Below are 24,535 nucleotides of genomic sequence, written 5' to 3'. Positions count from 1 at the left end.
CATGGACAACTTCTTCAAGCAGGCGTGGGCAGGGCTGCGGATCCTGCTCGCTCTCACGGTCATCTGCGGGGTGCTGTACCCGATGGCGGTGTGGGGCGTCTCCCGCCTCCCCGGCCTGCACGCCAACGCCGAGGCCGCGGACACCACGCTGGTCGCGGTCGTCCGCCAGGGCGACAAGTACTTCGTGCCGCGTCCGTCCGCCGCGACGCTGCCGGCGTCCGGTGGTTCGAACAAGGGCGAGCGGAACGAGGACTACGACAAGGTGATCGCTCAGCGGCGCGCGGAGATCGCGCAGCGCGAAGGTGTTGCCGAGGACCAGGTGCCGCAGGACGCGGTCACCGCGTCCGCGTCGGGCCTCGACCCGGACATCAGCCCGGAGTACGCGGAGATCCAGGTCCCACGGGTGGCCCGGGCCAGCGGCCTGACCGCGGAGAAGGTCCGGGAGCTCGTCAAGGCCAACACCGGTGGCACCTTCACCACGACCGTGAACGTGACGGCGCTGAACCGTGCCATCGACGCAGCCAGGTGAGAAGCGCCGCGGCGAGCTGAGGATCTACCTCGGTGCCGCTCCCGGTGTCGGCAAGACCTTCGCCATGCTCGGCGAAGCTCACCGGCGCCGGGAGCGCGGCACCGACGTGGTCGTGGGCCTCGTCGAGACGCACGGCCGGCAGAAGACCCAGAACCTGCTCGACGGCCTGGAGATCCTGCCGCGCAAGGAGGTCCACCACCGCGGTGTCGACTTCACCGAGATGGACGTCGACAGCCTGCTGGCCCGCGCGCCCGAGGTCGCGGTGGTCGACGAGCTCGCGCACACCAACGTGCCCGGCTCCCGCAACGAGAAGCGCTGGCAGGACGTCGAGGAACTGCTCGACGCCGGCATCGACGTCCTGTCCACGGTCAACGTCCAGCACCTCGAGTCGCTCAACGACGTCGTCGAACGGATCACCGGTGTCACGCAACGGGAAACCGTGCCGGACGAGGTCGTGCGCCGCGCCGAACAGGTCGAGCTCGTCGACATCACCCCGGAGGCGCTCAGAAGGCGACTGGCGCACGGGAACGTCTACGCGGCACACAAGATCGATGCCGCGCTGGGCAACTACTTCCGCGTCGGCAACCTGACCGCACTGCGCGAGCTGGCGCTGCTGTGGGTGGCCGACCAGGTCGACGTCGCCCTGCAGCGCTACCGCCAGGACCGGCAGATCACCGACACCTGGGAGACCCGCGAACGCGTCGTCGCCGCGATCACCGGCGGACCGGAGAGCGAGACGCTCATCCGCCGCGCCCGGCGCATCGCCCTGCGCGCGGGCGCGGAACTCCTCGTCGTCCACGTGATGCGCGGTGACGGGCTGGCAGGTGCGTCGCCCGAGGTCGTGGCGAAGTGCCGCAAGGTCGCCGAGGACCTCGGCGCCACGTTCCACCAGGTCGTGGGCGACGACGTGCCGACGGCGCTGCTGGAGTTCGCCCGCGGCGTCAACGCCACCCAGCTCGTCCTCGGCACCTCGCGCAGGTCACGGCTCGCCCGCGCGCTCGACGAAGGCATCGGTGCCGCCGTGATCCACGACTCCGGCCCGATCGATGTGCACATGGTCACCCACGACGCGGCACGCCGGGGCCTCCGCTGGAAGATCGGCCGCAACGCGCTCAGCCACGGACGGCAGCTCGCGGGCTGGCTCGCGTCCGTGCTGCTGCCGGGCCTGACCACGGTCCTGGGCCTGTTCTGGCGCGACGACGTCGACTACTCCACCGACCTGGTCGGCTTCCTGCTCGCCACCTGCGTCGTGGCACTGGTCGGGGGCTTGGGACCGGCGCTCGTCAGCGCGTTCCTCGGGGCGGGGTTGCTCAACTTCTTCTTCACCGAGCCCTACTACAGCCTGGCGGTGAACACACCGGAGAACGTGATCACCTTGGTGGCCATGGTGATCGTGGCGACCATCGTCGCGCTGGTGGTCGACCGCGCGGCGCGGCTGGCGGAGCAGGGTGCCCGTGCCCGCACGGAGGCCGCGCTGCTCGCCTCCTACTCCCGCACGGTGCTCACGAGCCCGTACCCGTTGTCGCGGTTGCTGGAGAAGATCCGGGAGAACTTCGGCCCGGAGTCGGTGGCGTTGCTGGAACGGCACAACGGCGGCTGGGAACGCGTCGCGTGCGTGGGCCCGCGACCGTGCGACGAGCCGGACGACGCCGACGCCGACATCGCGGTGACCTCCGACATCCACCTGGCGCTGCGGGGGAGGACCCTGCCGGCGAGTGACCAGCGCGTGCTGGAAGCCGCCGCCGGGCAGGCGTTGATGGCGTTGCGGCAACAGCGCATGGCCGCGGAAACCTTGGACGCGCAACGCAAGGTCGAGACGACCGAACTGCGCACCGCGCTGCTGTCCGCGGTCGGGCACGACCTGCGCACGCCGCTGACGTCCATCAAGGCCGCGATCGGCAGCCTCCGCGACCGCGAGCTGCATCTGTCCGAAGAGGACACTTCTGAACTGATGGCCACCGTGGAGGAGTCGGCGGACCGGCTCAACGGCCTGGTGGACAACCTGCTCGACTCGTCCCGGCTGGCCACCGGATCGGTCTCGCCACAGCTGCGCCCGGTGAGCTACTACGAGATCGTGGCCAGGTCGCTCACCGGAATCGACGAACGCCACACGATGACGGTCGACGTCGACGAGGGCCTGCCGCAGGTCGTCGCCGACGCCGGGTTGCTGGAACGCGTGGTGGCCAACGTCATCGACAACGCGTTGCGCCACGGCAGACTCCGGCCGCGCCGCTGGATCGACGTCGACGGTGACGGACAGATCGGTGAAGACGAGCCGGAGATCGCGGTCAGGGCCAGCGCGCACGGCGACCACGTGGAACTGCGGGTGGTCGACCACGGCCCCGGACTGCCCCGCAAGTCCGCGGACCGCGTCTTCACACCGTTCCAGCGCCTGGGAGACCGGGACGCCGCTTCGGGCGTCGGGCTGGGTCTCAGCGTGGCCAAGGGTTTCACCGAGGCCATGGGCGGCGAGATCCACGCGGAGGACACCCCGGGCGGTGGGCTCACGGTGGTCATCTCACTGCCCGCTCACCAGCAAGCCGAGGAGCATCTGCAATGACCACCGTGCTGGTCGTGGACGACGAACCGCAGATCGTCCGCGCGCTGCGCATCAACCTCTCCGCGCGTGGCTACGACGTGCTCACCGCGTACGACGGCAAGACCGCCCTGCGGGTCGCGGTCGACGAGAAACCGGACGTCGTGGTGCTCGACCTCGGACTGCCCGACATCGACGGCGTGGAGGTCATCGTCGGCCTGCGCGGGTGGACGTCCATGCCGATCATCGTGCTGTCCGCGCGAACCGAGTCCGCGCTCAAGGTCGAGGCACTCGACGCAGGTGCGGACGACTACGTCACCAAACCGTTCGGGATGGACGAACTGCTCGCCCGGCTGCGCGCCGCGGTGCGCCGGGCCACCACGCAGACCGTCGAGGACCCGATCGTGACCACGGCGACGTTCACCGTCGACCTCGCGGTCAAGAAGGTGCACCGGGACGGCGCCGAGGTGCACCTGACCCCGACGGAATGGGGACTGCTGGAGATCCTGGCCCGCAACCCCGGCCGGCTGGTGTCGCAGAAGCAGCTGCTGCAGGACGTCTGGGGACCGACGCACGTCGGGGAGTCCCAGTACCTGCGGGTGTACCTGGCGCAGCTGCGGCGCAAGCTGGAAGCCGATCCGTCGCGGCCGCGGCACCTGATCACCGAAGCGGGGATGGGCTACCGGCTGGAGCTGTAAGGACCGCGTCAGGATTCTTCAGCTGGGCGTTGGGAGTTCGCCAAGGGCCCTCCTCTTCCGCGTCGCCGGGCGGTGAACTGGTGAAGTGCAACGGATATCGGGAGGGTTCGGCTTCCCCTTGGGCGTGGTGCTCGGGATCGCGGCCACCGCGCTGGTCGTGGCCACCGGGGCGACCGGCCAGCCGGTGCTGTCCGTGATCGCGATGGTCACCGTGGTCAACGTGATCGCGCTGATCTCCACCTGGAGGGCAGCGCTGGCGACCGCGGTGGTCTGCTGGTTCCTGCACGACGGTTTCGTGCTCGGCCGGCACGGAGATCTCGCGCTGGTCGGCCAAGCGGGCCATGATGCTCTCGTCATCGGGTTCGACGCGCTGGGAGTCCTGCTGCTCGTCTCGACCTTTCGCGCCGCGTTCGCACCCATGCTGCACCTTCGCGAGGGCGACTCGTCCGCACCGCGTCTGCCCGTTCAGCGACAGCCGGTCTTTACGCAATCCCAACGCCCAACCACTGGATCTTGACGGGTTCTTTGCAGGCGTGACCTGGGTCGACCGTTCATGCTGGCGGCGTGCCGTCCTCCACCTCGTGGGTCAAGCGGTTGGTGCTCGGACGACCGTTCCGCAGCGACCGGCTGGGCGAGACCCTGTTGCCCAAACGACTCGCGCTGCCGATCTTCGCCAGTGACCCGCTGTCCTCCGTCGCCTACGCGACGCAGGAGATCCTGCTGATCCTCACCCTGGGCGGCTTGGCCTTCCTGCACCTCGCGCCGTGGGTGGGGCTGGCCGTGGCGGTGCTGCTGACCGTGGTGGTCCTCTCGTACCGGCAGGTCGTGCGCGCCTATCCCAGCGGCGGCGGCTCCTACGAGGTGGCGTCGCGCAACCTCGGCCGCTCGGCCGGGCTGGTGGTCGCCGCCGCCCTGATGGTCGACTACATCATGACGGTGGCGGTGTCCGTCGCCGCGGGCGTGGACAACATCATCTCCGCGTTGCCGGAGCTCAACCCCTACCGGGTGGCCATCAACCTGGGCTTCGTCGCGTTCCTGACCGCCATGAACCTGCGCGGCGTGCGCGAGTCCGGCCGGACGTTCGCCGTGCCCACCTACGCGTTCATCGCCGGTGTGCTGCTGATGATCGCCGTCGGCCTGGTTCGCACGGTCCTCGGTGACGCACCGGTCGCGGAGAGCGCGGGCTACGACATCCGCCCCGAGCAGGTGGGGCTGAGCACCCTGGCGGTCGCTTTCCTGGTGCTGCGCGCGTTCTCGTCCGGCTGCACCGCGCTGACCGGCGCGGAGGCGATCTCCAACGGCGTGCCCGCGTTCCGCAAACCCAAGTCGCACAACGCGGCCGTGACGATGCTGCTGATGGGCGGCATCTCGGTCGTCATGTTCGTCGGCGTCACCGCGCTGGCGCTGATCGCGAACGTGCGGTTCACCGAACACACCTGTGACCTCATCGGGTTCGCGGGCAACTGCGAGACCGATCCACAACGGACGGTGATCGCCCAGCTCGCCGCCGCGGTGTTCGGCGGCGACCAGACGTTCTTCTTCTACTACATCCAGGCCGCCACCGCCCTGATCCTGATCCTCGCCGCGAACACCGCGTACAACGGTTTCCCGCTGCTGGGCTCGATCCTCGCGCAGGACCGCTACCTGCCGCGACAGCTGCACACCCGCGGTGACCGCCTCGCCTTCTCCAACGGCATCGTCGTGCTCGCGGCGATCGCGGGAGCTCTGATCTACGCGTTCGACGGCTCGGCCACCCGGCTCATCCAGCTCTACATCGTGGGTGTGTTCACCTCGTTCACCCTCTGCCAGGCGGGCATGGTCCGGCACTGGAACCGCGAGCTGGCACACGCCACGACCGGTGCCGGACGGCGCCGGATCCACCGCGCGCGGTGGATCAACGCGCTCGGTGCCTGTTTCACCGGCGTGGTGCTGGCGGTCGTGCTGGTCACCAAGTTCACGCACGGCGCATACCTGGTCGTCATCGCGATTCCGCTGCTGTACCTGATGATGCGGGCCGTTCACCGCCACTACGACCGGGTGCGTGAGGAGCTGCGGGCCGGAACCGAGCCCGAGACGCTGCCCAGCCGGGTGCACGCCCTGGTTCTCGTGTCCACTTTGCACAAACCGACCCTGCGGGCCATCTCGTTCGCCCGCGCGACCCGGCCCGACACGCTGGCGGCGATCACCGTCAACGTCGACGACGCGGAAACCCGCGCCCTGCAACGCGAATGGGACGCACGCGGCATGAAGATCCCGCTGAAGGTGATCGAGTCACCGTATCGGGAGGTCACCCGGCCGGTGCTCGACTACGTCAAGAACCTGCGGCGCACCAGCCCCCGCGACGTCGTGTGCGTCTACATCCCCGAGTACGTCGTCGGCCGGTGGTGGGAGAACCTGCTGCACAACCAGAGCGCGTTGCGGCTCAAGGGCCGCCTGCTGTTCGAGCCCGGCGTGATGGTGACCAGCGTGCCGTGGCAGCTGGCGTCCACCACCCGCCGAGACCCCGATCGCGTGGTGCACAGCCCGGGCGAAGTGCGCCGGGGAATCGGTGCCACCTCACGGATCCCCGTCGAGAAGGAACCGGTGTAACGGCAGACCGACGTTCGCCATCGCGGCGCTCCTCGCCGATTGCCGCCGTGTCACTTCGCGGCGTGCGGATGCAGGTGCACCAGCAGGACGGCGTCGAGCAACCGGAACCAGTCCGCCTCGGCGAGGTCACGGCCGGCGAGTGCGGCGAGCGCGGCCAGCAGGCGCCCCGCGAGCTCCGCGGGCTGCTCGCCGGTCGCCTCCGCGAGGGTCTGCACGTCCTTCCGGAAGCGAGCGCCTCGACTCAGCCGTACCAGCGACGAGGGCAGTGCCGGCGCCGGTGCCGTCGCCCCGCCTTCCGGCTCCACGCGCAACACGAACACGGCTCCGAGCGCGTCCGCGAGCCTGTTGACCGCGTCCACCGTCGGGTTGCCGCGCCCGTTCTCCAAGTTCGCGACGTACGGCACGGACAGGCCCGCCTCGGTCGCCACGGAGAGCAGTGTGCGCCCGCTCGCGGCCCGCAGTGCTCGCAGCTGCTGCCCGAACTCCTGGTTGCCCATACCGAACCACCTGTCTTGACAGAACATTGAATCCGCTGACTATTCTGCCAGAACAACTCTGGGGGTGGTGTGGTGCTCGAGGCACTGCGGATTCGCGACTTCCGCCTGCTCTGGTTCGCACGGCTGCTCAGCCTGCTCGGGTCATGGCTGCTCGTGGTCGCCATTCCGGCGTACGTCCTGCAGCTGACCGGCTCGCTGGCGGCCACCGGCTTGACGCTGGCGGCGGAGTTCCTGCCACCGGTCCTGCTCGGCCCGGTCGCAGGTGTGCTCGCCGACCGCTGGGACCGGCGCAAGTTGATGATCGCGACAGACGTGCTGCGAGCGATCGCCGTCGCTCTGCTCCTGCTCGTGCGTGATCCCGATGACGTGTGGCTGGTCTACCTGGCCCTCGTGGTGGAGAGCGTGGGCACGGTGCTCTTCCGCCCGGCCGCACAGGCGCACACCCCGGTGATCGTCGGCACCGGGCCGGCCCTCACCAGCGCGAACTCGCTCAACGCGGTCACCGACGGCACGGCGCGCCTCGTCGGCGCTCCGCTGGGAGGTGCCCTGCTCGGGATCGCCGGGTTCGGCGCGCTGGTGTGGATCGATCTCGCGACCTACCTGGTGTCCGCACTCGCGATCATGATGACCGTCCGGTCCGGTGCACGCGAAGAGCGAAGTGCCGGCCGGTTCTTCGCCCAGCTTCGCGAAGGCCTCACCTTCCTGCGCGCTGAACGACCGGCCGCATGGCTGCTCGTGGTGGTCACGGTGTTCTTCGCCGCGAACGCGTCGCTGTCCGCACTGCTCGTGCCGTTCGGCGTGCGAGTGCTGGGTGGCAGCGTGCAGACCGGGCTGGTGATGTCCGCGCTGGGTGCCGGCTTTCTGATCGGGGCACCGCTGGTTCGGCGGCTGTTCGACCGAACGCCGCCCGCGTACCTGCTCGGCGGTGCACTGGTGGCGACGGGAGTGGCGTTCGTGCTGCTCTTCCTCTCCCGTTCCCCCGCGGCCGCGTTGCCCGCCGCGGTGCTGATCGGTGTCTTCGGCTCGTCGGCACTGGTCACCGCGCAGACCGCGTTGCAACGCGCCACACCGAACGCAGTTCTGGGCAGGGTCAGCGCGGTGCAGTTCACCGGTGAGGCCGTCGCGACGCTCCTAGGTGCGATAGCGGGTCCGGCGATCGCGCAAGCGGCATCGCTGGACTTCGCCGCCTGCCTGGCATGTGCCGTCACCGTCCTCAGCGGACTGATGGCGGTGGCACTCCTGCCGAAAACGCGTGCCGTGCCGACACCGGTGTGACCCCGGCACCTTCGAGCAGCACGGGAACGGCCCGCGAAGTGCGCAACACCGGGCCCAAGCCAGCTCGCCCGGAAGCACCGCGAGCTCGACGTCCGGAAAGCGCACCAGGGTGTCCTGGGCGAATTCCCTTCGAGGCGGGCCAGTGGCGCGCCGATGCAGAAGTGGCGCCCTGACCGAAGGCGAGGTGGCTGTGCCGTTTGGCAGGCAGGTCTCCTCTGCGGTGACACGCTGGCAGTGCGGAACCAAGACGGTTGTCGGGGTTACCGCTCCTGGCGGAGACAGCTGCGTTGTCCCGCGCCGGGGTGCGTGCGGGCCGGGCTTGCGGTCGGCCTGCTGGGCGGGATCGCGGGTTGGACAGCCTATGACGGATGTCTGGGGACTCGGCCGCCTACCGGGGTCCGGGGGTTCGCCCCAAGCGTGGGGTCTGGGGCTCGCCCTCGAAAACGCCCGAAGGCGACCCGGTTCGCGCCTTCCGCGAACACAGATCGCCCATCGCCTTTGGTCTCCCCGGCGGGAGCACCAAACGATGGGAGCAGGGCTGACCGGCGGTTTCAGGTTGGATACTTGGCGGTGCAGGACAGTTTCGTGTTGGCGTAGTCAGGTGGCGCTCGTGTGTGGTGGCGCGCTGCCGACGTTTCGGTGGTGCAGCAGCACTAAGTCGCGGATGACCGCCGCTTGTAGCAGTCCGATGCGCTCAGCTTCGGCGCCGTCAACGAGGTTGATCTCGAAGACGACGTCCACGGCTTCATGGTGCTGCTGACGGCGGATCCGCTGCCCGGAGTCGGGAGCTGTGTTCATACCGCTCTCCGAGCGCTTCGCGATTTCCTTCAACTCGTGCTGCGACCAGGCAATTCCGGTCTCGATTGCCCCCGGTGGACAGACCAACCGCGACACGTGAGGCGTGTCCTCACGTGCCCACGAGCTGCACAGGACGACGAGCCGGACCCGGAGTACCGGCGCGGCGGCGGCTCAGACGGAGAACAATGCCCAGGTGGTGGCCCATGCCGTCCAGAGACATCCGAACAGCAGCAAGATGCCCAGCGCGGTCCGGTGCCGTACGAGCAGGCCGGCGTAGGCGCGGGCGGTGGCGATCGCTGTGCCGGCCAGCAGTGCGGTGGTGAGCAGGGCGAGCACCTGCAGACTCAGCCACGCCAGCGTTCGGGAAGCGAGGATCGGGCCGAGGGTCTGCGCGTTGGACGCGAGGATCGACACCGCGTACGCGACCGTTGCGAGCACCGAGACAAGACCGGAGCAGGCCAGCAGGCGCGCGAGCAGGCTCGCGGTCTTGGTGGCGCGAGAACGGGGGCCGGTGAACGACCGGCGGTGGGTGACTGTCCACACCAGACTTCCGACGAAGCCGAGAACGAGGGCGGCCAGCACGGTCAGTTGCATCCACGCCGAGGTCCACCAGCCGCGCCCGGGATCGGCGCTGGTCATCGTCTGCGGTGGTGGGGCATCGGCAGAGGAGGCCGGCAGGTTGCCACTGGCTATCTGGTGCACCCAGCCGGTCATGGTGTCGAAGTAGCCGGGTGCGAAGGCGCCACGTGGCGCGCCAGGAGCCGGTGCGGCGCCGAGACGGTCGAATCCATCAGTGGTCGCCCTGCCGTTGTGTGCGCCACCGTGGAGGAAACGGATGGTGACCGAAGGCGACGCGGTCAGTGTGTTGCGCAGTAACGTGGCGCTTTCGGCGGGTGGAACCTGCACGTCGTGCTGTCCCCACAAGGCGAGGGCGGGAATGCGCAGGTCTCGCAACGCGGGTAGCGGATCGAAGCCGGCCGCGGGAAACGCACCCGTCTCACCGAGTAGACGGGCTGTGGGACCGGCGATCGTGCCGGCGAGCGGGCCGGTTTCGCCGCGGTGCCGCAACGTGGTGGCAAGGCTCCAGGTTTGTGACCGCAACGGGCTGAAGGCGGATGCGCCGAGTGTGATCAGGAACGCGACGTCGCTGCTGCGGGACGCCGTGAGCGGTGCGACCCAGGCACCCTCGCTGAATCCCCACAATCCGACCTGGTCCGCGTGCACCCCCGGTGTGCTGCGCAGTGTTTCGACCGCGCCCCGCGCATCGTCAGCGAGCAGTGCGAAATCGCGATGACCGAACGAGTAGCCGATCGTGCGTTTGTCGTAGACCAGCGCCGTGATGCCGGCCGCGGCGAAGGCGCGGGCTTCGTACTGGTATTCCGGGCGTGGTCCCGCGCCGGATCCTCCCACCAGGACGATCCCCGGTGTGGAGGAATGTGGTGTGGCCGGGCCGATCACGGTCCCGTGCAGGACGAGCCCGCCACCGCCGGCGAAGCTGACGTCGGTGCAGCTGAAGCCCGTGCAGTCGAAACCGGTCGCGGCAGTGGCGTGAGCGCTCGGCAGGACCGAGCAGGCCAGCAGGAGCAGGCATGCGACGGTGAATCGGCTACCCCGCCGCAAGGGGGTGGCGTACATGGATGCCCTTTCGGCTCAGGATTTCAGAGCTCGGGGAACCCGAACAGGCGCAGCAGCACCGTCTTCCGGTCATCGCCGATGTCGTCAGTCCCGCCATAACGTTGGACGAGTCGGATGTAGTCCTCGAAAAACTCCCGCAGCAGCGTCAGATCGACACGAATCGTCGCGCGGGAGAACAGGAACGCGTCGGCCCATGCACCGAGGCCGGGGGCCTGCCGTTCGTAGGCGTCATACAGTTCGACCAGCTCGGCAAGGTTGTTCCGGGTCATTTCCGCGCTGGCCGCACGCATGTCGTCGGTCTGCTCGGTATAGGCCGGATAGCGGCGGTCACCGGGGACGGCACGCCACCACCGTTGCTTGCCCTGTGCCATTTCCGGGACTTCCTCGATGAGGCCGTGCTTGGCCAACTGGCGCAGGTGATAGCTGGTGAGCCCGGTGCTCTCACCCAGCGCCTGCGCCAGCGAGGTCGCGTTCACCGGCCCACGACGCAACTCGTCCTCGATCCGGCGGCGCAGCGGATGCGCGAGCAACCGCAAGACATCGACGTCGGTGATCACCCGAGGAGGAGGCTGGTCAGCCATGTGTACAACCTAGCCCATGCAAAGACGATTTGCAAAGATGCTTTGCATACTGGAGGCGCAGAACTGGACCGCGATGCGGCAACGCCCGCTCCATGCCGCGATGCGTGTGTTCGGAGGTGCCCCGCCGGTCGCGAGGCTGCCGTGTCGGTGGGAGCAGCCAACAACGTGATCGCACAGCCGTCGACGAGCTGGTGCTGGCGAGATGGCACGAGCCGGACCGATGGTCGGCGATCACGAGGCAGTGCCGTCTGATACGACGAGAGCCTGCTGGAGCCGTGACTGGCCAGCAGGGATGCCGACCGGTCCAGATCACCATCGCCGTGGACGACCTCGCCGCGTCGATCGCCTTCTATCAGGCCGCGTTCGACCTGCGTCACGAGGTAGTCCGCCGCACCGCCGACCTGGCCCCACGACCTTCGGCCTGCTCGTCGACGACCTGGACGCTCGGCACTCGCGGGCGCTGGCCGCCGGAGCCACCGAGGTCGTCGCGCCGCGAGACCGGCAGGGCATGCCTCGCAGTGCGGCCGTCAGAGATCCCGACGGCAACCGGATCTGGCTCTACCAGGGCTGACCAGCCGAACGCACGCCCATGCCGCGGTGACCGCTCGGTCATAGTGATCTCCGATGAGAGCGGCCTCCACGTACGTTGCTCTGGGATCTCTGAATTCGCGCAGTGTCTCCTGAGCCGCTCGCCACAGTGCACGGGCGATAGCGGGACGCCTCGCGTCGGTGAGCATGGTGCCGAGATCGGCCAGGACGACGGCCTCATGGCGGGGATTGCCGCCGGCGCGGCCGAGCATGACGGCGCGACGGAAAGCGCGGACGGCCTTGGGATAGTCGTGCAGATCGCTGTCCGTCCTCAGTTCGGGCGGTGGCAGCGAACGTTGCCACAGGGGATTTGCACACGCTTGGGGCCTCGAAGATGTGCCCACGTCGCGGCGGGCGCCCGACTGCATCGAGGCGCCCGCCGCGTCAGGGACAGCAATGGCGGCCGTCAGCTACACCTCATGGTCACGTGTGCGACCTCGTCGTTGTGAACGCGGAACCAGAGCGTCGTCCTGTTAGGACTCCGCCGCCGGTCGACCGGGTAGTTGCGGTCAGCACCCCCGAGCCAATTGACCGCATGGAAGTAGCCGTAACAACCGGCCGGAAACTTGACGGCGTCCCAGTCCTGGTCCAAAGCGGTGCTTTCACCGGACGAGAGCAGTCGGCGCGGGGAGGGGGTCGGACAACGCATATCCTCAACCTCCCGGGTATTCGCGTCGTTGCCGCACCAGTCTCGCTGCACGATAAAGCCGGGAACTCCCTTCGCATTGTCGTTGATGGTCTGGCTGCACAATGGAAACGCGCAGGTGGATCCGGCCGATGCCGGTTGCGCGGCCACCAACGCCGCCACGGCGAGAAGGAACAAGGTGGTCACCATCGTGACCGCTCGCTTCACAGTTCGGGGCATAAGGCATCTCCTCATCAGTGATCCGACTGCCGTAAGCGGAGCAGCCGCTCGGCCTCGGCCGCCAGCTTCGCCATGTCCGGACATGTCCAGGACAGAGCCAGCCCATCTGACGATGTCACCCAAAGTGTCCACTCGATCACGGAACCGTCTCTACACTGCTCCCCGGACGGCCTGAGGGGACCTGACATGGGAGAAGAGATCACCTGCGCCGCGGCTTTCGGGGAACGCCTGCGCGAGCTGCGCGGGGCGTTGACACAGCAGGCGGTGGCCAGACGGTCGGTGTCCGGCCGGGAGGCGCTGACCCGGCAACGGGTGTCCTACATCGAGAACGGCCAGCTGCCCACCGAAGGTCAGTTGCGCTGTTACCTCCAGGGCATCGGTAGGACCGAGCTGGTTGACGAGCTCGACATCATCCGCCGCGCATTGCAGAACTCACCGGCGGACAAACCCGAGCCCAGGCAACGGTGGTGGTTCGTGGTGCTCGCCGCAGCCGTAGCACTCGTTTCGGTGGGAACGGCGATAGCCGCCTTAGAACTCAACAAGACGTCCGCTCCGGTGGCTGCGATCGGTGAGTGCGCACCCAATTATGTGTGTTTCTGGGCCGAGCCCAACTTCGGTGGGCAGAAGATCCAGCTCGACCCGGTCTGGTATTCCGAGCCGCACTGCGAGGTTCTGCCTTTCGAAGCTCGCTCGGAAATGAACAGCAGTAAGGAACGACAGTTCGGCTTCGTCAGCAAGGACTGCACCGGCTCACACACCGTGCTGAACCACCTGGGCGGCTCCGAGCGGTCCATCTCGGTGCATTCCTACCAGCACAGCTGAGACCGTCAGAACGCGAACCACGGCGAGGACACCGAGAGGATCGCCGACTTGACCGCGGCGACCACCGGCGTTCACCCCTTGTCGAACATCCGATCTGCGGCGAAGCGCACTCGTCTGCCGCAGGTCGCTCGCTACTGCCGACGATCGTGAGATGCCTGTGGCCGGCGTTTTTGGAGTTTGACTTGCGGCGGTGACCGGTCCAGTGATCGGGTCTCGCGATGCTGTCGAGATGCAGGGACCACAACACCACTTCGGTTGGCACCTCTCAAGGCAGCGAAGCAGCCGCACGACTCCGCGAGCCGCCTGGGCAACCCGTTCCGCAGGTGAGGGTTCGTATCCAGCCGCCGAGGTCACGGAGCGAGGAACGGGACGCTGCCGGGGGAGCGGTCAGGTCGTAGCCCTCGCCACGCTGCCCGAGCAAGGAGACGCCCAACCATGACCAGCCTCAACGATGCCGTTGCGCGGCACACCGCAGCCCGACAGGCCCGCCACCAGGCCACCACCGTCGAACTCGAGGCGGAAGACGCCATGATCGCAGCAGCGTGGCAGGCATGGAACGAACGGGGTATCGACGGCCGGGGCCTGCTCGCCCTCTGCGAAGAGATCCGCAACTCCGAGATCGCCGGGTAGGGCTCGCGGTGGGCCAAGCGCATTCCCTTCGACGTGTCGATCCTCAAGTGCATGGTGCTCAACCTCCCGGACCGAGATGATCAGTCGTGGAAGGGCGACACCGGATTCGACGGCGTTGGCCTCATGATGCTTGCCCGGCAAGGGCGCCACCGTCGCCTACGTCCTGCTCGACAACGGTGTGAACCCCGCGCATGTCGGCTACTCGACCAATTTCCGCAACGCGCTGCGCAAACTTCACTGCGACGGCTACGCCTGGCAGGCCTGGCTGTGTGAGGACGAGGCTGCCGCGTTGGCGAAGCGTGCACAGTTGATCAAAGAGCACGGCCGGTCGAACATCGCCGTCCGTGCCGCCACCGACCAGCCGCATCGGTACGCCGCTGGAGTCAGCCGTTGAGACTGGTTAGCCCGCGTACTCATTAGCCCTGTGTTCTCGGTGGCCATAGCGTTGAATGATCGGCATCAGTCTTGCTGACGGAGCAACCCGAGGACCCGTTGCACCCGGCCGCAATCACCTGCACCTCTTCTGTGACTCGTCCCGCACGGCGAGGGGCCGCCGTGGGGACCGGCCGCCGGACGTGTCGCCATTAGCCAAAGCGGCTGGTACTCACACCTGGTAGGTGCCTTCGAGTACCAGCCGCCCGGCTGTTGATGTTGCCCGTGTTTTGTGTGCCCCCGGCAGGGCACACAGCAGATGGGAACAGCTCCGACCAGGGGTTTCCTGAGGGGGCGTCTGGTTGTCGAGCACCGGGTGTCACTCGATAGGTGTATCGGGGCGGCTTCGGTTGAGCCTATGGCAGCAGGCGATCAGTCATGATCAGGCGATCTTGTCTGGGTCGAGTGATGTCCGCACGGCTGCAGTCCTGCGACCGACGACCCTGCTTGGTGTTGAAATCCGCACCCCGTACTTGTTCAGCTCGAACGCGTCGTGCTGCACGGCGTGCCCGGCCAGTCCTGCCGTTGTGAAGCGGCCCCGCCGGGTGCGTCACCACCGCGGCGGGGCCTTGATCCCACCCTGTAAGGAGGGCAAGGACCCATGAGCGACGCTACAGAAACCGCACGTTCAGTCGAGACTGGGCGCCTGCCGGACGGTGGAGCGACGAAGTGCGAGTCAGACGCGACAACGATCATTCGGGCAGTGACTGCGATCATGGCGACTGTTGTCGGCCTGACCTTCATGTTCGGCTTCGGTAACGTCCTCAGCCTCGCGCTCCGGCTCGGTGTACCCGTCTGGGTTGCGCCGCTCGTTGCTCCTGCGGTTGATCTTTCCATCCTCGGGCTTTTGCTCGGCACGCGGCACCTGGCGCTCACCGGGGCGTCGCCAGGCGTGCTGCGGCCGGCTCGCCGACTGCTGATCTTCGCGAGCGTGGTCACCCTTGCCCTGAACGTTGCAGAGCCTCTCGTTGCCGGCGAGTACGGGAAGGCGGCATTCGACGCGGTGGGACCGCTTCTGCTGATCGGCTGGTCAGAGGTCGGTCCTGGTCTCCTGCAAGCGATCAGCTCAACGAGTCGAGTGAGGCTTGTGTTCGATGCTGATCGGTCGGCGCCGCTCGCCACTGAGAAGTCGGGCGTCGGCACGCCCGAGCCGCAGCCCCACCTCCAGGAGGAGGCGGTTGTTCCGCATGTTGACCGGCAGACACGTGGCAGGCGAGCGCCGGAAGACCTTCTGGTCCGGGCGCGGCGAGAGGATGCAACTCATCGGGCAGCTCATCAGAAGCCGATCTCGGCTGAGACCTTGCGTATTCGGCTCGGTGTGGGTGCTGCTCGGGCCCGACGGCTCGTCAAGATCGTCCGTTCTGAGTTCGACGAGCAGGCCCAAGAACTCGAATGCGATGTTGCGCGAGAGACACGCGGTGAGACGATCGTGGCAGCCTGAAGTTGTCGATGCCTGCAGCTGCGGCTCTCGAACAGATTGAAGGACAGATCCCACTGTCAGTGCGCGGCGAGTTCGAGTAAAGCGAGGCAGGGTGGACCCTCGTGATCGTTGATGATCACCACCATCGCTGAGGCGCTACTCCGCGGGTCGTGCTTCGTGCGCGAGCTTTAGGGCGGCGCGCTCGGCCTGTACGGCGGACCGGTCGGGGACGCTGGGCGCACCGGTGCCGGTGACACCTCAATGAAGCGCGGTTCGCGAGCGAACCGCGATGGGCCTGTGGCTGGGGCGCTGCCCCCAGGCCTACGAACCTCAATGAAGGGTGGTTCGTGAGCGAACCGCGATCGATCATCCTGCCGTTGGGAACGCACAGCGACACCTACACCAGACCTTAATGAAGGGCGGTTCGCGAGTGAACCGCGATGACGTTCCATGTTCCGCACGCGGGGGACGGTTACGCACCTCTATGAAGGGCGGTTCGCCCGCGAACCGCGATAGGACCTCATGGGCGTTGACTGGCCGGTGCTCCAGTTCGCACCTTAATGAAGGGCGGTTCGCGAGCGAACCGCGATCAACGTCGCCGATGACTTTCTGGACACGCTCAACGAACCTCAATGAAGGGCGGTTCGCTCGCGAACCGCGATCATCTCCGACACGTGTCTGGCGATCCGGGCGCCGAAACCTCAATGAAGGACGGTTCGCGAGCGAACCGCGATCTCGTCACGCTCGGTCTTCACGATGTCGGCGGCGTAGGCACCTCAATGAAGGGCGGTCCGGGTGGACCGCGATTGCCATCAAGATCATCTGCGGACAGACGTCTCGCTAACCTCTATGAAGGGGTGCGGCTGCCGTACTGCGACTGGGGCTCACCTGTCTGGCTGCCGACCGTCGGTGATGCTACACGTCGCGCGTCTCAATCGTGACCTTCGATCCCCTGCGGCAGTGGGGTGGCGCCTGCTGCAACTAGTAGCGCGAGGTGTGTCAAATCAGAAGAAGTGAGGCAAACGGGTGACGGACATTGAGTGGGTGTGCGGCTGAGCCATAGCGTCTGAGGCGTCGGGGCGCGTTCCACCGAGACGAGGAGCAGGCGATGAGGCACGTGGAGTCCGATGGCCGCCACAAGGGGACGGTGGGAACCCTGGGCCAGGTGCCCCGCCGATGCACCACGGAGAAGCTGCTGCTCACGCTTCGCTGGAGTGTTGCTACGTCGCAGGAGCGGCGGGTAATTCTGCGCCAGGAGCGGCTGCGCAGGGCGCAGATCGAAGGGTGGCACGCAGCGTTGCTGCGCGGTGAGTTGGGGGCTCGATGGGAAAGGGAGTGCGTGGCGTCTCTCCGTACGAACCGCGCTCAGGCCGAGCAACTGGCCGCAGGGGTCAAACGAGTCGCCTTCAGCCTCGACCGGATGCGCGAAACCCAGGCGTCGGCGCACGCCGCGGTGGCGTCGGTACTTGACCAGTTGGGGTGACGCAAATGGAGGTGGCCTGGGGGCCTGCGCGTGCCTGTTGTGCCTCGTGAATGATCGTTTGGTGGTGTATCGGTCGCGACGGAGCGGTCACTCGATCGGATGACAGTTCGGGTCTCTGTCGACGGATTGGCCTGTTTTTGTCAGAGGGCGTCCCTATGGTCCGCCGCGTTACGTGATCGCGAGAAGGGATGTCGTCTGTGACCGCGTTGTTGACGGTGGAGCGGTTGGTGCAGGCCGTGTCGCCGGGCGGGCCGAGTTGTCTGAGTTCGACGACGGAGCTGGCGCCGGCGGGTGGGCCGCAGTGTGCGATCGCCCCGGCCAAGTTCGCGATGCCGCGGTCCGCGTTGGGGACCTATGCCTATGAACGCCGTTACCTCGATGGGGAACTTCGGCAGGCGGTGATCGTGGACTCGAAGCAGAGCCAGCTCAACCGGGCCGAAACAGCGTTGCAGCAGGCCATTGACGATGGGCATCCGCTGCTGGGGCGGTTGCCACGGGTAGAGGTGACCTACCAGCGTGGAGATACGGCTGAGCGCCACACGGATTTGACGCTGCCGCACCGGGTGTTCGACGCGCACATCCGTGCTGGCACGGTGGAGGGCGACGCGGTGACCGCGGTGCCGGTGTACCGGGCGGCGCGGGACGCGACCGCCGCTGCCGCGCGGGCGTTGCTGGAGCTGAGTCCGATCACGTTGGTGTATGGCGGATGGGACTCCAGCCGTGCCGCCCGGCAGGGGCGGTGGCGCAGCGTGCTGGTCGGCGAGGTGCTGGGGTTTTGCGACACCATCGAGACCCCGAAGCGGGGCGGGGCGCGGGTGGACGGGGTGGGTATGCGGATCAGCCTGCCCGGTCCGGTGCTCGCCGAGATCGCTGAGACGCAGCGTGCGGAGCTCAGCGGCAAGACCTACGACAAGGTGATCAAGGAAGCGGGCAAGCTCGCCAAGGGGGCGACGGTGTCGGCGTCGATGCTGGGGTTGGGGGGAATTCCGCCGACGCTGGAGCAGTTGGCCGGGGTGGCGTGTGACCGGATCATCCGCTCGCATGTGCTGTCGTTCGCGGCGTTGCGGCAGCTGCGATTCGGTGCTGGTCCCGAAGGAGATGCGGCGTGCCGGGCGGTGCTGGCGGCGTTGGCGCTCAACGGGTTGGCGCGGTCGGATGCGGAATTGTGCTTGCGCGCCAACTGCGATCTGATCGAGGCCGGTCCGACGGTGGTGCGGATCGATCAGCGTGGCGGGCGGACAGAGGAGCTGGCGCCGCTGGATATCGCTGGCGCGGACCGGTTGCTGGCCGAGGCGCTGGCGGTGGCCGAATCGGCGGCCGGGTTGCGCTGGGACGGGGTGGCGCTGCGGGTGGCCGGAAATCCCGGCATCGTGGCCGGTGCGGTCGATGACGCCGACGGCGGCGAGGGATCCCAGTGAGTTTCGCGATCATCGCTGATCTGCCGCTGGGCGTGTATCGGGGGCATGTCGGCGAGGGGGATCTGGACGTGGTGGTCTCGCCGGCCCGTCTGCACGCGGCGCTGGTGTGCGCGGCGGCGGCTGGCCCGCGCGCGGTGCAGGAGGGTGGCCGGTTGCTGCCGTGCGCGCAGGACGATGCGGCGTTGCGGTGGTTGGAGCTGCATCCGCCCGATGGCATCCGGCTGCCCCGCCGCTGGGTGAACACCACCGCGGCGGTGGCGTTTCGTGACGAGGGGCTGCTGAAGAAGTCGAAGTCCGGGTGGGCGGTGAAGAAGAACGGCAAACCGGCCGCCGTGTCGGTGGCCGCGGACGGGGTGTTTGCCTGGGTCTGGCGTGAGGCCCCGCCGCCACCGGTGCGGGCGGCGCTGACGGAGCTGTGCGCGGATGTGTCGCATCTGGGCATGGCCGAATGCCCTGCGCGGGTGTGGACCGGCACTGGTGAGGCGGTGCAGCCCAGCCACGTGTGGGACACCGAGGCCTCCTTGTTCAGCGGCTCTGGCGCGGGGGTGGACGTGGTGGCGCCAGCGCCGGGCCGGGGTGCGGTGCTGGCCGCCGGGCACGCTGCCATGGTGGCGGCTGTGCCGTCGGTGAAGGCGGACGCGATCAAGACCGACGAGCAGAGCGTGCGCGCCCCGGTCGACGGCGAGTCGCTGCAGTTGCTGCGTTACGTTCCCTGCGGCGGCCCGGTCTCGACGGCGCCGTGGAGCACGGTGTGGCTGGCGCCGTTGGACAAGCCGGTCGAGCCGGACGAGCGTGTCGCGTGGGCGGTGGCAGTGCATCGCGCGTTGATCAGCATCATCGGTGACGGTGCACCTGGTGTGGTCACCGGCGCGTATCCGCGGGGTGTGCCGCGCCCGGCCAACCGGATCGCGATCCAGTTCCTCGATGTGGGGATGCCGTTCGCGTGCGCCACGAGTGCGCCCTCGACAGTGGCGGTGCTGCTGCCGTCGGACGCCGCCGAGATGGACGTGCGGGTGATCGGGGAGGCGCTGGCGCGCTTGCGGGTCATCCGGCTGCCTGGTGGCGAGCAGCGCGCGGTGGTTGGCCAGATCGAGGTCACCGCGGGCGAGGACTTCTGGCACCCGCCCAGGCCGGGCCTTCGCCGGTGGTGGATCACGGCGCCGGCCGCGGTCGCCGACAACCGTCCGCCTCGTGGCGCGTGGTCGGTCGCGGACACGGTGGCAGCCTCGGTCGGGTTGGTGTGGCGGGACATGTTCCCGGTCACCGGGCGCAGCGACGCCCGCTACCGCGCCCTGGCCCAGGCCGTGGGCGAGCGTGGCGTGCGGGTCAGCTGGGCGTCCCTGATCACCAGCGGAAATCTGCGCCGGTTCGTGCACAAGGTCCAGCCTGGCGCGGTGGTGCAGCCGTATCGGGCGTTGCTGTCGTTGGGCAGCGTGGCGGGCGAGCGGACGCTGGTCGCGATCGGGCAAAGCCGCCACCTGGGCGGCGGCCTGCTCACCCCGGTCGACCTGCCTGCCGAGGAGGCAGCCCAGTGAGTTTGGTACGTGAGGATTTTGCCGCGTTCTTCGACTGTGTCCACGGCTCGCAGGGGTACAAGCCGTTTGCGTGGCAGTGGCGGCTGCTGGACCAGGTGCTGGACACCGGCCGGTGGCCGGACCGGATCGACGCGCCGACCGGGGCGGGCAAGACCGCGGTGATCGACGTGCACGTGTTCGCGGTGGCACTGATGGCCAGCGGGCATCCGGTTCGGGTGCCGCGCCGGCTGGCACTGGTGGTCGGCCGCCGGGCGCTGGTCGACGACCAGTACGAGCACGCCCGCACGGTGGCCCGGCTGCTGGCCGATCCAGCCCGGCCCGAGGTGCTGGGGCAGGTAGCGGCGGCGCTGGCCACGTTGCGCTGGCAGGGCGAGCAGGGATCGCCGCTGCTGGTGGGCCGGTTGCGGGGCGGCATTCCCGCGTCTCGCGCGTGGCGCGATGATCCGGCGGCGTGCGCGGTGCTGTGCTGCACCCCGGACATGTGGGGCAGCCGAATCCTGCTCCGCGGCTACGGCACCAGCCGCCTGGCACGCCCGCGCGAGGCTGGTCTGCTGGCGTTCGACAGCGTGCTGGTCGTCGATGAGGCCCACCTGTCCGGCCAGCTGTTGACCACTGCGCGCCGCGTCGCGGCCCTTGTCGACGTCGCCCAGGTGCGGGTGGGCCCAGCGGGGTTGCAGGTGGTGGAGACCACCGCTACCCCAGGCACGAGCACGGCCGCCGGGGTCACAGTCGGGGTCGAGGCCGAGGACCTCGACCACCCCGATGACGATGACGGGACACTGGCACGGCGGATGCGGACCGCCAAACCGGTGCGCACGCTGAGCATGCCGGTCTGGCCGGTGCCGGACACGGGGCCGAAACGCGTGGCCGCCATCCAGACCCTGGCTGACGCGGTGCTCGCTCTGCGGGAGGAATTCGGCCCCACCGTGGGATGTTGGGTCAATACCGTGGGTGTCGCGGTCGCGGTCAACACCGAACTGACCCGCCGGGGCCTGAACACTGTCCTGGTGTGCGGCCGGATGCGCCCGCACGACCTGGACCGGCTCACCCACTCGGGAGTGCTGACCGCGCAAGGAGATTCCTCGACCGACGCGATCATCAGCACCCAGACCACCGAAGTGGGCGCGGACCTGGACCTGTCGGCGGGCCTGAGCGAACTGGCCCCCGGCACCGCGCTGGCGCAGCGCGCCGGGCGAGTCAACCGCAGGGGACAGCGCAACGAGACGGCCTTCACGATCGCGATACCCGCCACGGGCGTGTCCGGCAAGACAATGTCCGGCCCGTACCATCCCGACGAACTCTCCAGGGCCGCCGACTGGATCGCGGGTCTGACCGACATCGCCCCGTGGCCGCTGCGCACGACCCCGCCACCCAAGCCTTACCCGCAGCGGGATCTGTTGCAGCGCTTGGAACTGGCCGATACCTGGCAGCTGGCGCGCACCAACGATGAACTGTTCGCCGAACTGGATCTGGATCTGTGGCTGGCCGAGGACTTCGACGACGATCTCGACGTCGGCATCGTGGTCCGCGCGGACGTGCCCGCCGACCCGCAGGACGCGGTCGCGCTCGTCGGCGCGCTGCCGCCTCGCGCCCACGAGGTGTTCCCGACCGCGATCCACCTGGCACGCCAGGCCGTGCAGGCCCTGCTGCCGACCAGGGACACCCTGGGGCGGGTGCCGAGCGTGGTGCGGGTGCGCGGAGAGGACATCTATGCCCCCGACCACACCGACCCGGAATCCACTATGGACATCCGTGCCGGGGATGTGTTCGTCGTCGACGAGACCGCCGCGATCTTCCAGTCCGGGGTGGTGCGCCCAGATGGGCGTGAGACCAGCACGGACGTGCTGGATGACCACGACACACCCGGACCGGGCCAGGTGGTGATCCGCATCGGCGCCGGATCCACGCTGCCGCCCAACGACCACACCGCCACAGTCCTGACGGTGATCGGCCAGGCCATGGCCGAGGAGGACACCCAGCTAGCCCACAAGGCCGTGGCCACGGTGCTGGACGGGATCGCCTACCCGCGGCCGGCGATGCTGGCCGCCGCGATCGAGCTGCTGCGGGGCAAGGCTGGGCAGTGCGAGGTACTGCTGTACCCGGACACGCTGGAAGAGCAACCGCCGACCCGAGTGGTCGTGCGGGACTTGCGCACGGCCGTGCGGGACGAGCGGATCCGGCAGAGCTGGACCCCCTCCCACGAGGTGCGGCTCACCGACCACAGCACTGCGGTGGCCACGCGCGGGAAGAAACTGGCCGAGGCCCTGGGGATCGCACCGCAACTGCACGAGGTGCTGTGGCTGGCTGGTTTGCACCATGACGATGGGAAGATCGACGACCGTTGGCAGCGCTGGCTGGGCATCGATCTCACCCTGGACGAGCCGCTGGCCAAGAGCGGCTGCACGACCCTCACCCAGCGACGGCAACGGCGACGAAGCGGCCTGCCGCTGGGCTGGCGGCACGAACAGCTGTCAGTGCTGCACTGCTGGCCCCACCTGCAGCACCTGGCCGCCCACGAGCGGGACATGATCGCCCGGCTGGTTGGCACCAGCCACGGGCACGGCCGGCACAGTTTCCCCCACACCGCGACCGAGCTACTGCCGCCACACACCACCGATACCGGGCTGGCGCGGTGGCTGTTCGACGAGGGCGGCTGGGACACCCTGATCGAGGACACGCACGCGCGGTGGGGTGTGTGGGGATGCGCCCTGCTGGAAGCGGTGCTGCGCGCCGCCGACGCCCAGGTCTCCGGGGAGGGCTCGTGAACCCCATCGTGCTCAACACCGCCGACCCGCAGGTGTTGTTGTCGCACATGACCTTCTACGGCCTGGCCGCCATCCTCAACGACACCGGGCACACCGATGTGCGGATGTCGTGGACAGCGGGGATGCAGTCGCGTCCACAGCTGTCAGCCACGGGCCTCACCTGGCAGCAGATCGGCGAGACCGTCCGCGCGCACGCCGCGCACCAAGCCGCACCCGAAGGATGGCTCGCGCAGAACATCGTGCTGCGCGGCAGCCCGCGCGGTGTGATGAGCCCGCGGATCACCCCCATCCCCGACCAGCAATGGCCCGAGATGCAGACCAGCAGGCACACCGTGCTCGACTACCTCACCCGGCACCGACGTCAACTGGACCTGCGGCTCATCGCCGCGCTCGGCGAACCCAGCTACTGGCGGCGTAACCACAAAGGCGAACGACTGCAGGACGACGGGGCCAGCCGCCTGGAAATGCAGGCCCGCAACCAAGGCTCCGAGATCGTCGCCACCAAGCTCCGCAAGCTCGCCGAGACCATCGGCAGCTGGCCGACGGAGCACGTCATCGAGGGTCTATCCGGGGTCGCTGTCCGCGACGACATCAACCGCAACAAGCACGACAGCCGTACACCGACCGGCTTCACCGGCCCCGGTCCCACCGACAACGCGGTCGCCTGGTGTGCCTTGTGGGGAATCTCCCAATTCCCCCTGGCCCACCAGATCACACACACCTCGGTGACCACGGGGCATCTGGGCGCCGCGACCTCAGGCTGGTTCTACGTGCCCGTCTGGAATGGACAGTGGCTGCCCGCCCGCCTGCGCACCGTGCTCGCCTCAAAAGCGTTGCGAGAGGTCGCCGGTGACGGGCTACACGCCAACACGAACCATCCACCGGTGGCCCACGACACCGCACGCCGATCTATGACCGCCCAGGGCGTGACGGCGGTCGTACGCTTTCCGGTCCACCGGTTCGGCAGCGACAACGCGCCTGAACGCCGCGCCCAACGCGGCCAAATCCTGCCCTGCCGCTAACCACACCGAACCAACATGTGCGTATGTGCTGCGGGGGTTCCCTGCTCCGAGGAGCAGGGAACCCCCGCAGCAACAGCGCCAGCGGACGTAACCACGACGAGGCGCGGCGGCGGTGGCGTCCGGCTGTGGGCGGCTACCTCAACGAAGAGCGGTTCGCGAGCGAACCGCAATCGTCGCGTTGTCGTCCCACTGGTCAACGATTCGGATACCTCAATGAAGGGCGGCGGTTCGCGAGCGAACCGCAATCACTCACACTGGCGCTGGCCAAACGGTCGCCATCGTTGGCGCTCCTCAATGAAGGGCGGTTCGTGAGCAAACCGCAATAACTATCTACGCCGTGCGGGTCTGTACCTCGATTCCGAGGCCTCAATGAAGGGCAGTTCACGAGCGAACCGCAATGCGCGCACCGGGCACTCG

General features: G+C 68.3%; 21 protein-coding genes. 16 read left to right on the top strand and 5 right to left on the bottom strand.

What is annotated here, in order from left to right; all coding sequences use genetic code 11:
* Position 1: 1 nt before the first annotated feature.
* The 5 genes from ABZV40_RS06980 (at position 2) to ABZV40_RS06960 (ending at position 6,352) form a co-directional block, all read left to right on the top strand.
* Positions 2–529 carry a potassium-transporting ATPase subunit C gene (locus tag ABZV40_RS06980; RefSeq protein ID WP_355436978.1) on the top strand — a complete coding sequence of 176 codons (528 nt, stop codon included), beginning with the start codon at positions 2–4 and terminating at the stop codon, positions 527–529.
* Positions 507–3,089, top strand: a complete 2,583-nt coding sequence (locus ABZV40_RS06975) for a sensor histidine kinase KdpD (RefSeq protein ID WP_355436976.1) — start codon at positions 507–509, stop codon at positions 3,087–3,089. Before ABZV40_RS06980 ends, ABZV40_RS06975 begins: the two co-directional genes overlap by 23 nt.
* The gene (locus tag ABZV40_RS06970; RefSeq protein ID WP_355436974.1) at positions 3,086–3,763 is read left to right on the top strand and encodes a response regulator; all 678 of its coding nucleotides are present in this window, start codon (positions 3,086–3,088) and stop codon (positions 3,761–3,763) included. The genes ABZV40_RS06975 and ABZV40_RS06970 overlap by 4 nt, the downstream gene beginning before the upstream one ends.
* 85 nt (positions 3,764–3,848) lie before the next feature.
* Positions 3,849–4,280 (top strand): hypothetical protein, encoded by a 432-nt coding sequence (locus ABZV40_RS06965; RefSeq protein WP_355436973.1) that lies wholly within the window; start codon positions 3,849–3,851, stop codon positions 4,278–4,280.
* Positions 4,281–4,327: 47 nt separating this feature from the next.
* A complete protein-coding gene (locus tag ABZV40_RS06960) occupies positions 4,328–6,352 on the top strand; it encodes an APC family permease (RefSeq protein WP_355436971.1) in 2,025 nt (674 codons plus the stop codon).
* Positions 6,353–6,402: 50 nt separating this feature from the next.
* On the opposite strand, the gene ABZV40_RS06955 is transcribed toward ABZV40_RS06960, so the two are convergent.
* Entirely contained in the window at positions 6,403–6,849 is a 447-nt protein-coding gene (locus ABZV40_RS06955; RefSeq protein ID WP_355436969.1) for a helix-turn-helix transcriptional regulator, read from the bottom strand.
* Between the two features lie 72 nt (positions 6,850–6,921).
* Here ABZV40_RS06955 and ABZV40_RS06950 point away from each other — a divergent pair, with 72 nt between their 5' ends.
* Positions 6,922–8,124 carry an MFS transporter gene (locus ABZV40_RS06950; RefSeq protein WP_355436967.1) on the top strand — a complete coding sequence of 401 codons (1,203 nt, stop codon included), beginning with the start codon at positions 6,922–6,924 and terminating at the stop codon, positions 8,122–8,124.
* A 597-nt stretch (positions 8,125–8,721) separates the two neighbouring features.
* Here the strand turns inward: ABZV40_RS06950 and ABZV40_RS06945 are convergent.
* The 3 genes from ABZV40_RS06945 to ABZV40_RS06935 all read right to left on the bottom strand — a co-directional run bounded on the left by ABZV40_RS06945 (position 8,722) and on the right by ABZV40_RS06935 (position 11,114).
* Positions 8,722–9,018, bottom strand: a complete 297-nt coding sequence (locus ABZV40_RS06945; RefSeq protein WP_355436965.1) for a hypothetical protein — start codon at positions 9,016–9,018, stop codon at positions 8,722–8,724.
* A gap of 75 nt (positions 9,019–9,093) precedes the next feature.
* Positions 9,094–10,557, bottom strand: coding sequence for an alpha/beta hydrolase (locus ABZV40_RS06940; RefSeq protein ID WP_355436963.1), 1,464 nt, complete (start codon positions 10,555–10,557; stop codon positions 9,094–9,096).
* A gap of 23 nt (positions 10,558–10,580) precedes the next feature.
* On the bottom strand, positions 10,581–11,114 hold the full coding sequence (locus tag ABZV40_RS06935) for a helix-turn-helix domain-containing protein (RefSeq protein WP_355436961.1): 534 nt from the start codon (positions 11,112–11,114) through the stop codon (positions 10,581–10,583).
* A gap of 226 nt (positions 11,115–11,340) precedes the next feature.
* On the opposite strand from ABZV40_RS06935, the gene ABZV40_RS06930 reads away from it, so the two are divergent.
* The gene (locus tag ABZV40_RS06930; protein WP_355436959.1) at positions 11,341–11,709 is read left to right on the top strand and encodes a VOC family protein; all 369 of its coding nucleotides are present in this window, start codon (positions 11,341–11,343) and stop codon (positions 11,707–11,709) included.
* 423 nt (positions 11,710–12,132) lie between these two features.
* Here ABZV40_RS06930 and ABZV40_RS06925 read toward each other — a convergent pair whose 3' ends face one another.
* Complete coding sequence (locus tag ABZV40_RS06925; RefSeq protein WP_355436957.1) at positions 12,133–12,579, bottom strand: hypothetical protein; 447 nt, start codon at positions 12,577–12,579, stop codon at positions 12,133–12,135.
* 198 nt (positions 12,580–12,777) lie between these two features.
* Here ABZV40_RS06925 and ABZV40_RS06920 point away from each other — a divergent pair, with 198 nt between their 5' ends.
* The 9 genes from ABZV40_RS06920 (at position 12,778) to ABZV40_RS06880 (ending at position 24,118) form a co-directional block, all read left to right on the top strand.
* Positions 12,778–13,413 (top strand): helix-turn-helix transcriptional regulator, encoded by a 636-nt coding sequence (locus ABZV40_RS06920; protein ID WP_355436955.1) that lies wholly within the window; start codon positions 12,778–12,780, stop codon positions 13,411–13,413.
* A 435-nt stretch (positions 13,414–13,848) separates the two neighbouring features.
* Positions 13,849–14,043, top strand: a complete 195-nt coding sequence (locus tag ABZV40_RS06915) for a hypothetical protein (protein ID WP_355436953.1) — start codon at positions 13,849–13,851, stop codon at positions 14,041–14,043.
* Between the two features lie 130 nt (positions 14,044–14,173).
* On the top strand, positions 14,174–14,437 hold the full coding sequence (locus ABZV40_RS06910) for a hypothetical protein (RefSeq protein ID WP_355436951.1): 264 nt from the start codon (positions 14,174–14,176) through the stop codon (positions 14,435–14,437).
* 753 nt (positions 14,438–15,190) lie between these two features.
* Positions 15,191–15,916 (top strand): hypothetical protein, encoded by a 726-nt coding sequence (locus tag ABZV40_RS06905; protein ID WP_355437146.1) that lies wholly within the window; start codon positions 15,191–15,193, stop codon positions 15,914–15,916.
* 1,087 nt (positions 15,917–17,003) lie between these two features.
* Positions 17,004–17,378 (top strand): hypothetical protein, encoded by a 375-nt coding sequence (locus tag ABZV40_RS06900; protein WP_355436949.1) that lies wholly within the window; start codon positions 17,004–17,006, stop codon positions 17,376–17,378.
* Positions 17,379–17,575: 197 nt separating this feature from the next.
* Positions 17,576–18,796: a type I-U CRISPR-associated RAMP protein Csb1/Cas7u gene (gene cas7u / locus ABZV40_RS06895; RefSeq protein WP_355436947.1), complete on the top strand. Its 1,221-nt coding sequence runs from the start codon at positions 17,576–17,578 to the stop codon at positions 18,794–18,796.
* Positions 18,793–20,331, top strand: coding sequence for a type I-U CRISPR-associated protein Csb2 (gene csb2, locus ABZV40_RS06890; RefSeq protein WP_355436945.1), 1,539 nt, complete (start codon positions 18,793–18,795; stop codon positions 20,329–20,331). Before cas7u ends, csb2 begins: the two co-directional genes overlap by 4 nt.
* Complete coding sequence (cas3u, locus tag ABZV40_RS06885; protein ID WP_355436943.1) at positions 20,328–23,096, top strand: type I-U CRISPR-associated helicase/endonuclease Cas3; 2,769 nt, start codon at positions 20,328–20,330, stop codon at positions 23,094–23,096. The genes csb2 and cas3u overlap by 4 nt, the downstream gene beginning before the upstream one ends.
* Entirely contained in the window at positions 23,093–24,118 is a 1,026-nt protein-coding gene (locus ABZV40_RS06880; RefSeq protein WP_355436941.1) for a hypothetical protein, read from the top strand. The genes cas3u and ABZV40_RS06880 overlap by 4 nt, the downstream gene beginning before the upstream one ends.
* The last annotated feature ends 417 nt before the right edge of the window (positions 24,119–24,535 follow it).

This window comes from Lentzea sp. NPDC004782, assembly GCF_040609115.1.
Lineage (GTDB): Bacteria > Actinomycetota > Actinomycetes > Mycobacteriales > Pseudonocardiaceae > Lentzea.
Note: the sequence above shows the minus strand (reverse complement) of the source record. Positions and strands in the feature narration are given on the sequence as shown.

What these genes read in the sequence shown, in the direction of transcription:
- ABZV40_RS06940 (WP_355436963.1), bottom strand. Translation starts at nt 10,557, where the DNA reads ATGTACGCCACCCCCTTGCGGCGGGGTAGCCGATTCACCGTCGCATGC.
- ABZV40_RS06920 (WP_355436955.1), top strand. Translation starts at nt 12,778, where the DNA reads ATGGGAGAAGAGATCACCTGCGCCGCGGCTTTCGGGGAACGCCTGCGC.
- ABZV40_RS06905 (WP_355437146.1), top strand. Translation starts at nt 15,191, where the DNA reads ATGGCGACTGTTGTCGGCCTGACCTTCATGTTCGGCTTCGGTAACGTC.
- ABZV40_RS06915 (WP_355436953.1), top strand. Translation starts at nt 13,849, where the DNA reads ATGACCAGCCTCAACGATGCCGTTGCGCGGCACACCGCAGCCCGACAG.
- ABZV40_RS06970 (WP_355436974.1), top strand. Translation starts at nt 3,086, where the DNA reads ATGACCACCGTGCTGGTCGTGGACGACGAACCGCAGATCGTCCGCGCG.
- ABZV40_RS06955 (WP_355436969.1), bottom strand. Translation starts at nt 6,849, where the DNA reads ATGGGCAACCAGGAGTTCGGGCAGCAGCTGCGAGCACTGCGGGCCGCG.
- ABZV40_RS06980 (WP_355436978.1), top strand. Translation starts at nt 2, where the DNA reads ATGGACAACTTCTTCAAGCAGGCGTGGGCAGGGCTGCGGATCCTGCTC.
- ABZV40_RS06930 (WP_355436959.1), top strand. Translation starts at nt 11,341, where the DNA reads ATGGCACGAGCCGGACCGATGGTCGGCGATCACGAGGCAGTGCCGTCT.
- ABZV40_RS06900 (WP_355436949.1), top strand. Translation starts at nt 17,004, where the DNA reads ATGAGGCACGTGGAGTCCGATGGCCGCCACAAGGGGACGGTGGGAACC.